At 53.7% G+C, this 9,873-nt stretch carries 7 protein-coding genes; 5 read left to right on the top strand and 2 right to left on the bottom strand.

Annotated features, from left to right (window positions below; all coding sequences use genetic code 11):
• Window positions 1–386: ATP-binding cassette domain-containing protein (locus HP459_RS02325; protein ID WP_171935893.1), on the top strand; the 386-nt coding region annotated here is incomplete at its 5' end.
• An 89-nt stretch (window positions 387–475) separates the two neighbouring features.
• Here the strand turns inward: HP459_RS02325 and pepN are convergent.
• The gene (pepN, locus tag HP459_RS02320) at window positions 476–3,088 is read right to left on the bottom strand and encodes an aminopeptidase N (protein WP_046618431.1); all 2,613 of its coding nucleotides are present in this window, start codon (window positions 3,086–3,088) and stop codon (window positions 476–478) included.
• Between the two features lie 253 nt (window positions 3,089–3,341).
• Between pepN and pncB the strand changes: the two genes are divergently transcribed.
• From pncB to HP459_RS02300, 4 genes are all read left to right on the top strand, one after another.
• Window positions 3,342–4,544, top strand: a complete 1,203-nt coding sequence (gene pncB, locus HP459_RS02315; RefSeq protein ID WP_023299736.1) for a nicotinate phosphoribosyltransferase — start codon at window positions 3,342–3,344, stop codon at window positions 4,542–4,544.
• Window positions 4,545–4,712: 168 nt separating this feature from the next.
• Entirely contained in the window at window positions 4,713–6,113 is a 1,401-nt protein-coding gene (gene asnS / locus HP459_RS02310; protein WP_003858191.1) for an asparagine--tRNA ligase, read from the top strand.
• Window positions 6,114–6,719: 606 nt separating this feature from the next.
• Window positions 6,720–7,778: a porin OmpF gene (gene ompF / locus HP459_RS02305; RefSeq protein WP_022647640.1), complete on the top strand. Its 1,059-nt coding sequence runs from the start codon at window positions 6,720–6,722 to the stop codon at window positions 7,776–7,778.
• A 184-nt stretch (window positions 7,779–7,962) separates the two neighbouring features.
• Window positions 7,963–9,153 (top strand): amino acid aminotransferase, encoded by a 1,191-nt coding sequence (locus HP459_RS02300; RefSeq protein ID WP_023299734.1) that lies wholly within the window; start codon window positions 7,963–7,965, stop codon window positions 9,151–9,153.
• Window positions 9,154–9,205: 52 nt separating this feature from the next.
• Here HP459_RS02300 and HP459_RS02295 read toward each other — a convergent pair whose 3' ends face one another.
• On the bottom strand, window positions 9,206–9,853 hold the full coding sequence (locus tag HP459_RS02295) for an MBL fold metallo-hydrolase (RefSeq protein ID WP_022647638.1): 648 nt from the start codon (window positions 9,851–9,853) through the stop codon (window positions 9,206–9,208).
• Window positions 9,854–9,873: the final 20 nt, after the last annotated feature.

Genomic DNA, 9,873 nt, shown 5'->3' with positions numbered 1-9,873 from the left:
GGCCTGCGGCCCTCTCGGGTGGACAAAAGCAGCGCGTGGCCCTGGCACGCGCGCTGATTCATCGTCCCGGCCTGCTGCTGCTTGATGAACCGCTCGGCGCGCTTGATGCCCTGACGCGGATCGAGATGCAGGATCTGATTGAAACCCTCTGGCAGACGCACGGCTTTACGGTGCTGCTGGTGACGCATGACGTAAGCGAAGCTGTGGCAATGGCAGACAGGGTGCTGTTAATAGAAGAGGGTAAAATTGGTCTGGATCTGACGGTGGATATTCCACGTCCTCGCCGGGTGGGATCGGCCAGACTGGCGGAGCTGGAGGCGGAAGTGCTGGATAGAGTGATGAAACGTGGAGAAGCGGAGATTCAGCGGATAAAGGCTAATGCCTGATGCCCTCACCCCGGCCCTCTTCAACAGGGAGCACGGCGCAAGGGCAAATCGTAGGCCCGGAAAGCGAAGCGCCACCGGGCTTTTTTACATCAGGCCAGCGCCTTTGTAATCTTCTCGTACAGATCGCCAGACAAATTTTCCAGCCCTTTCAGCTGCTCAAGTGCGGCACGCATTTTCGCCTGACGCTGCGCATCGTAGCGTTTCAGGCGGATCAGCGGCTCAATCAGACGAGACGCCACCTGCGGGTTACGGCTGTTCAGCTCGCTCAGCATTTCAACCATGAACTGATAACCGCTGCCGTCTTCAGCATGGAACGCGGCCGGGTTGCTGCTGGCAAACGCGCCAATCAGGGAGCGGACGCGGTTCGGGTTGCTCATGGTGAACGAACGGTGCTTCAGCAGGCTGCGTACGTTGCTGAGCGCATCGGCTGCCGGGCTGGTGGCCTGAAGGATGAACCACTTGTCCATCACCAGACCATCCTGATGCCACTTGTCGTCGTACTCCTGCATCAGCGCATCGCGGCACGGCAGCTCGGCGGCAACGCTTGCAGCCAGTGCGGCCAGCGCATCCGTCATGTTATCGGCCTCATGGTACTGCTTGCTGACCAGCGTGTTCGCCAGCTCTGCCTCACCAAATGCCAGATAGCGCAGGCAGGTATTGCGCAGGGAACGTTTACCGATATCCGCATGTTCCACCCGATACGCGTCCAGCTTGTTGGCGTTGTAAATTGCGAGGAATTCATCTGCCAGTTCGGTCGCCAGCGTGCGGGTCAGCGCTTCACGCACGGCGACGATCGCAATGGGGTCAATGATGTCAAACAGCTCGGCGATTTCAGTCGCAGACGGCAGCGTTAAAATTTCAGCCGCCAGCGCCGGGTCAATATTCTCATCCAGCAGGATGGCACGGAAGGCGTCTGCCACATGAACCGGCAGCGTCAGCGGCTGGCCCTGCTGGTAACGGTTCACGTTCAGCTTGATGTAGGTCGCCAGCAGGCTTTGTGCCGCATCCCAGCGCGAGAAATCGTTGCGCGCGTGACGCATCAGGAACGTCAGTTGCTGATCGCTCCACTTGTATTCGAGTTTCACCGGCGCGGAGAACTCGCACAGCAGGGCAGGAACAGGCTGGAAATAGACGTTATCAAAGATAAAGGTCTGCTCTGCCTGGGTCACGTTCAGCACGTTATGTACCGGGTGACCGCCCTTCTGTAGCGGGATCACGTTGCCTTCGTTGTCGTACAGCTCAACGCTGAACGGAATGTGCAGCGGATGTTTCTCTTCCTGCTCCGCCGTTGGCGGTGTGCGCTGGCTGATGGTCAGCGTGTACTGCTCAGTTTCCGGGTTGTAGTCGTCTTTGACCGTCACAATCGGCGTACCGGCCTGGCTGTACCAGCGGCGGAAATGAGACAGATCCACGTTAGAGGCGTCTTCCATCGCCTGGACGAAATCGTCGCAGGTGGCCGCACTGCCGTCATGACGCTCGAAGTAAAGCTGCATCCCTTTCTGGAAATTCGCTTCGCCCAGCAGGGTGTGGATCATGCGGATAATTTCAGCGCCTTTTTCGTACACCGTCAGGGTGTAGAAGTTATTCATCTCAATGACTTTATCCGGGCGGATCGGATGGGCCATTGGGCTGGCATCTTCTGCAAATTGCAGACCACGCATGGTGCGCACGTTGTTGATGCGGTTTACCGCCCGCGATCCCAGATCGGAGCTGAACTCCTGATCGCGGAAGACGGTTAAGCCCTCTTTCAGGCTCAGCTGGAACCAGTCGCGGCAGGTGACGCGGTTCCCGGTCCAGTTATGGAAATATTCGTGGCCGATAACGCGTTCGATATCGAGGTAATCTTTATCCGTTGCGGTATCGGTACGCGCCAGCACGTATTTGGAGTTGAAGATGTTAAGACCTTTATTCTCCATCGCGCCCATATTGAAGAAATCGACAGCAACGATCATATAGATGTCGAGGTCATATTCGAGGCCAAAGCGCGTTTCATCCCACTTCATGGAGTTGATGAGGGAGGTCATTGCCCACGGGGCGCGGTCAAGGTTGCCACGGTCCACGAACAGCTCCAGCGCGACTTCACGGCCAGAGCGCGTTTTAAAGGTGTCGCGCAGAACATCGAAATCGCCCGCCACCAGCGCAAACAGGTAGCAGGGTTTAGGGAACGGATCCTGCCACTGTACCCAGTGACGGCCATTCTCCAGTTCCCCTTCACCAATCCGGTTGCCGTTGGAAAGCAGGTACGGGTACAGCGTTTTGTCGGCAATAATTTTGGTGGTAAAGCGCGCCAGGACGTCCGGGCGATCCAGATACCAGGTAATGTGGCGGAACCCTTCGGCTTCACATTGGGTGCACAGGGCTACGCCTGACTGGTAAAGCCCTTCCAGCGCGGTATTGGCGGCAGGGCTGATTTCATTCACGATGCGCAGGGTAAAGCGTTCCGGCAGGTTGTCGATGACCAGCTGGTTGCCTTCTTCTTTATAGTCTGACCAGGCTTCATCATTAATATGCAGGGAAACCAGCGTCAGGTCTTCACCATCCAGACGCAGCGGCACGGCTGTCGCGCTCTGGCGCGTCACCTGGCTTACCGCCGTCACGACGGTTTTTGTGGCATCCAGGTCGAAGGTCAGATCGATATCGCTTATCAGGTAATCCGGCGCACGGTAGTCGTGGCGGTATTTAGCTTGTGGCTGTTGTGTCATAGAAAACCTTATGCATCGTTTGTCGAGTAACGATTCAATATATTCCGGTTGTGTAAAACGCGCTATGCAGAATGTTCATCTTTTCAGGCACAACGCCGTTTTTGCTACATTTTTATAACACGGGGCACGAAATGCGCTCGACCATAAAGTGTGCTTATGTTGTGATCGGGGTTCAATAAATCACTAAACAGGGTATACTCCGGAGTTGTTTATTGTACTAAACGCTCCCGTGAGAGGATGCTACAGCGCACCTATGACTCAATTCGCTTCTCCGGTTCTGCATACGTTGCTGGATACCGATGCGTACAAGCTGCATATGCAGCAAGCCGTGTTTCACCACTATCATGATGTTCATGTTGCGGCGGAATTTCGCTGCCGGGGTGACGACTTGCTGGGTATCTACGCAGATTCCATTCGTGAACAGGTCGATGCCATGCAGCATCTGGCGCTCACCGATGACGAATATCAGTGGCTTTCAGGCCTGCCTTTCTTTAAAGCGGACTATCTGAACTGGCTGCGTGAGTTCCGCTATAAGCCGGAACAGGTCACCGTCACCAATGATAACGGCAAGCTGGACATTCGTCTGACCGGCCCGTGGCGCGAAGTGATCATGTGGGAAGTGCCGCTTCTGGCCGTGATCAGCGAGCTGGCCCACCGCTATCGCTCCCCTGAAACCGGTGTAACGCAGGCGGTTGCTGCTCTGGAGAATAAACTCGTTGAGTTTTCCAGACTGACAGAAGGGCTGGATATGTCCCGCTTCCGTCTGATGGACTTTGGCACGCGCCGCCGCTTCTCTCGCGAGGTTCAGGAAGCCATTGTCAGACGTCTGCAACAGGAGCCGTGGTTCGTTGGCACCAGTAACTACGATCTGGCGCGTCGCCTTGATTTAACGCCGATGGGTACCCAGGCGCACGAATGGTTCCAGGCGCACCAGCAGATCAGCCCTGACCTTGCCAACAGCCAGCGCGCCGCCCTCGCCGCGTGGCTTGAGGAATACCCGGATCGGCTGGGTATTGCCCTTACCGACTGCATTACCATGGACGCGTTCCTGCGCGACTTTGGCCCTGAGTTTGCCGAACGCTACCAGGGTTTGCGCCATGATTCCGGGGACCCGGTTGAATGGGGTGAGAAAGCCATCGCCCATTACGAAAAACTGGGTATCGATCCCATGAGTAAGGTGCTGGTCTTCTCCGATAACCTTGACCTGGCGAAAGCCGTCGACCTTTATCGCCACTTCTCATCGCGGGTGAACCTGAGTTTCGGAATTGGTACGCGCTTAACCTGTGATATCCCCCAGGTGAAACCGCTGAACATCGTCATAAAGCTAGTGGAATGTAACGGTAAGCCGGTCGCGAAGCTCTCCGACAGCCCGGGCAAAACCATCTGCCATGACAAAGCGTTTGTCCGCGCATTACGTAAAGCCTTCGATCTGCCTCAGGTTAAAAAAGCCAGTTAACGGCTTCGGGGGAGCCTTCATGGCTCCCCTTCTCTTATTAATTTCTTATTTCTTCTCTTAAGACGGTGAAATTTACTTGTCTGATAGCGGATGGCAGGTAACATAGATATCCCCCCTATAAGGGCGGACAAGTGTTTATTTTTTCCGACTATTAACAGAGAGAATATTATGAGCGTTGTGCCTGTAGCCGACGTACTCCAGGGCCGTGTCGCCGTTGACCAGGAGGTCACCGTGCGCGGATGGGTGCGTACTCGCCGAGATTCTAAAGCTGGCATCTCCTTCCTCGCCGTCTATGACGGTTCCTGCTTTGATCCTGTACAGGCCGTCATTAATAATTCTCTGCCCAATTACAATGATGACGTTCTGCACCTGACAACCGGCTGTTCCGTGATCGTCACCGGTGTTGTGGTGGCCTCTCCGGGCCAGGGTCAGAGCTACGAAATTCAGGCGACCTCGGTGGAAGTGACCGGCTGGGTTGAAGATCCGGACACCTATCCGATGGCTGCAAAGCGTCACAGCATCGAATATCTGCGTGAAGTTGCGCACCTGCGTCCGCGCACCAACCTGATTGGTGCAGTGGCGCGCGTGCGTCATACGCTGGCGCAGGCGCTGCATCGCTTCTTTGACGAGCAGGGTTACTTCTGGGTGTCTACTCCGCTGATCACGGCATCCGATACCGAAGGCGCTGGTGAAATGTTCCGCGTTTCAACGCTGGATATGGAAAACCTGCCACGTACGCCGGAAGGAAAAGTCGATTACGACAAAGACTTCTTTGGTAAAGAAGCCTTCCTGACGGTTTCCGGCCAGCTCAACGGCGAAACCTACGCCTGTGCGCTGTCTAAGATCTACACCTTCGGCCCAACCTTCCGTGCGGAAAACTCTAACACCAGCCGTCACCTGGCGGAATTCTGGATGCTGGAGCCGGAAGTCGCCTTTGCCGATCTGAATGACGTGGCTGGCCTGGCAGAAGCGATGCTGAAATACGTGTTCAAAGCCGTTCTCGAAGAACGCGCAGACGACATGAAATTCTTCGCTGAGCGTGTCGATAACGACGCCATCGCCCGTCTTGAACGCTTCGTCTCCGCAGACTTCGCGCAGGTGGATTACACCGACGCGGTCGCTATCCTGGAAAAATGCGGTGAGAAATTCGAAAACCCGGTTTACTGGGGCGTGGATCTCTCCTCCGAGCATGAACGTTATCTGGCAGAGAAGCACTTCAAAGCACCGGTTGTGGTGAAAAACTATCCGAAAGACATTAAGGCGTTCTATATGCGCCTTAACGAAGATGGTAAAACCGTTGCCGCGATGGATGTTCTGGCGCCGGGCATCGGTGAGATCATCGGTGGCTCCCAGCGTGAAGAGCGCCTGGATGTGCTGGACGCGCGTATGCAGGAGATGGGCCTGAACCCGGCGGACTACAGCTGGTATCGCGATCTCCGTCGCTACGGCACCGTTCCGCACTCTGGCTTTGGCCTGGGCTTCGAACGTCTGATTGCTTACGTAACAGGTGTTCAGAACGTACGTGATGTGATTCCGTTCCCACGTACACCGCGTAACGCAAGTTTCTAACCGACCAAATCATTAATGGCCAGCAAATGCTGGCCATTATTTTATCCTGCAATGTCAGTTTTCGTCAGTCAAAAGTAAGCGTCTATAAACCACAACCCCGCCATTCCCTCTACCTGTTACGTTTTGTTTCCACGAAATATCCTTAGACAAAAAAATAACCTTATTCTTATTGTGCTTAATACAATCCTTACGCAATAGCACAAAAAACAACCACTTTCACAGCCATCTGGATGGCTTTTGTCGAATATAAGAAAAAATGAGCCGTTTAACTTCTGTTTATACGAAAGGCCTTTAGCTAAATTAAACATAAGGAAATCATATATATAAGAATAAAGTGGAGGTTTAATTCACCAGAACGCGCTGAAGTTTGAGGTGCTTCACAAAGTTCCCAAAAATACATATTTAGTTACACATATTTTCTTTTGGTAACTGAATCTTGAAGATTGTAGCACTTTCAGTGTAGCGAAACGGTTCTATGAATGGAAAGATGCCTGTCAGACACATAAAGACACCTAACTCTCATCAATAGTTCCGGAAATATTTATTGACAGAATTTATTGACGGCAGTGGCGAGTGTCATAAAAAAACCAATGAGGGTAATAAATAATGATGAAGCGCAATATCCTGGCAGTGGTAGTCCCTGCCCTGCTGGTAGCCGGTGCAGCAAACGCTGCTGAAATCTATAACAAAGACGGCAACAAATTAGATCTTTACGGGAAAGCAGTTGGCCTGCATTACTTCTCTGATTACGCGGGCAACGATGGCGACAACACTTACGCGCGTCTGGGCTTCAAAGGTGAAACTCAGATCAACGATCAGCTGACTGGCTACGGTCAGTGGGAATACAATTTCCAGGGTAACAATTCTGAAGGCGGCGATGCGCAGAACGGCAACAAAACCCGTCTGGCATTCGCAGGTCTGAAATTTGGTGACGCAGGTTCCTTCGACTACGGTCGTAACTACGGTCTGGTCTATGACGCAATCGGCATCACCGATATGCTGCCTGAGTTCGGCGGCGACACCGGCGCGAGCGATAACTTCTTCGCAGGCCGTACGGGTGGTCTGGCGACTTACCGTAACAGCAACTTCTTCGGCCTGGTTGACGGTCTGAACTTTGGTGTTCAGTACCTGGGCAAAAATGAACGTGATGACGCGGTACGTTCCAACGGCGACGGCTGGGCGACCTCTCTGAGCTATGACTACGAAGGCTTCGGCATTGTCGGTGCTTATGGCGCCGCTGACCGTACCAACAACCAGCAGACTCTGGAATGGGGTGAAGGCGACAAAGCTGAACAGTGGGCAACCGGCCTGAAATACGACGCGAACAACATCTACCTGGCAGCCATTTATGGCGAAATGCGTAACGCAGCGCGCCTGGGCAGCCGTGGTTTCGCTAACAAGTCTCAGGACTTCTCTGTTGTCGCTCAGTACCAGTTCGATTTCGGCCTGCGTCCATCCATCGCTTACTACAAATCTAAAGCGAAAGACGTAGAAGGTATCGGTGACGAAGACTACATCAACTACGTTGATATCGGTGCGACCTACTACTTCAACAAAAACATGTCTACCTATGTTGACTATCAGATCAACCAGCTGAAAGACGACAACAAGCTGGGCATCAACAACGACGACATCGTAGCTCTGGGTCTGGTTTACCAGTTCTAATCAGCACACCTCGTTGCTATATGCTTAATGAACAGGGCTTCGGCCCTGTTTTTTTATTCCCGAGAGAAAATAATAGCGACTTTTGAAAAGCCGCACGCTTTTCGTCGCAAACGGTTGGCATTTTGTAAATCTACCGTTAACCTGATAGCGGATTTCACTTCTGTAATCACAATGGAACTTCGTCATGTTTGAGAACATTACTGCCGCTCCTGCCGACCCAATTCTGGGCCTGGCCGATCTGTTTCGTGCCGACGACCGCCCTGGCAAAATCAACCTGGGTATTGGTGTATATAAAGATGAAACCGGCAAAACTCCGGTACTGACCAGCGTCAAAAAAGCTGAGCAGTATCTGCTGGAAAACGAAACCACCAAAAACTACCTCGGTATTGATGGTATCCCTGAATTTGGTCGCTGCACCCAGGAGCTGCTGTTCGGCAAAGGCAGCACCATTGTGAGCGAAAAACGCGCCCGCACGGCGCAGACCCCAGGCGGTACCGGCGCACTGCGCGTGGCGGCAGATTTCCTGGCGAAAAACACCTCTGTGAAGCGTGTCTGGGTAAGCAATCCAAGCTGGCCGAACCACAAGAGCGTGTTTAATTCTGCGGGTCTGGAAGTCCGTGAATACGCCTACTATGACGCGGCAAACCACGCGCTGGACTTCGATGGTTTGCTGGCCAGCCTGAGCGAAGCCCAGGCGGGCGATGTGGTGCTGTTCCATGGCTGCTGCCATAACCCAACTGGTATCGATCCTACGCTTGAACAGTGGGAACAGCTGGCTAAGCTGTCCGTTGAAAAAGGCTGGCTGCCGCTGTTCGACTTCGCTTACCAGGGCTTTGCCCGTGGTCTGGAAGAAGATGCTGAAGGTCTGCGCGCATTCGCCGCCGTCCATCAGGAGCTGATTGTCGCAAGCTCCTATTCCAAGAACTTTGGTCTGTATAACGAGCGTGTCGGCGCCTGTACGCTGGTGGCCGCTGACGATCAAACTGTCGATCGCGCATTCAGCCAGATGAAGTCCGTGATCCGCGCTAACTACTCCAACCCACCGGCACACGGTGCGTCTGTAGTTGCGACGATCCTGAGCAACGATGCGCTGCGCGCAATCTGGGAACAAGAGCTGAACGATATGCGTCAGCGCATTCAACGCATGCGTCTGCTGTTTGTGAACACGCTGGCTGAGAAAGGCGCCGACCGTGACTTCAGCTTCATCATCAAGCAGAACGGCATGTTCTCCTTCAGCGGCCTGACCAAAGAGCAGGTGCTGCGCCTGCGTGAAGAGTTTGGCGTCTATGCCGTTGCCTCTGGCCGCGTGAACGTTGCAGGTATGACGCCTGACAACATGGCGCCACTGTGCGAAGCCATTGTCGCGGTGCTGTAACCTGCACCCATAAAAAAAGCCTGCATCGCGCAGGCTTTTTTATTGAAAGGGTTTACCAGACAGGCATTTCATCCTGAAGGAACGGGTTATGCAACCGCTCATCGCCCAGCGTTGACATTGGTCCGTGTCCAGGGATAAACGTCACATCATCACCTAACGGTAATAACTTCTGCTTAATCGACTGAATCAGCTGACCGTGATCGCCGCGTGGGAAATCGCTGCGTCCTACGCCCCCTTTGAAAATCACGTCACCGGAAATCAGCAGACGCGACGCGTCATCAAAGAAGACAATATGGCCAGGCGTATGCCCGGGGCAATGCAACACCTGTAAAGTTACATTCCCTACGTTAACGCGATCGCCTTCGTTCAGCCAGCGGTCCGGTGTCAGTGGCTGACAGTCATCCAGACCAAACATGCGGCTTTGGGCAGGCAGCCCCTGAAGCCAGAACTCATCTTCTTTTTCCGGGCCGATAATCGGCACACCGTAGTGTTCAGCCAGTTCAGCCGCTGCACCCACATGGTCAAGATGGCCATGGGTCAGTAAAATCTGCATCAGCGTTACACCGCTGGCAGCGACTTCCTGCTTGATTGTCTCAGCGTCGCCACCGGGATCAACAAGCGCGGCCAGTTTAGTTTGTTCACACCAGATCAATGAACAGTTCTGTGAGAACGCGGTAACCGGAATAATACGATAGTTCATACTGCTCCTGTGTTTCGTTA

The sequence above is a fragment of the Enterobacter sp. CM29 genome (assembly GCF_013179605.1).
In the GTDB taxonomy this organism is placed as follows: Bacteria; Pseudomonadota; Gammaproteobacteria; order Enterobacterales; family Enterobacteriaceae; genus Enterobacter; species Enterobacter intestinihominis.
The sequence above is the reverse complement of the archived record's forward strand: the minus strand, read 5'-3'. Positions and strand labels throughout refer to the sequence as shown.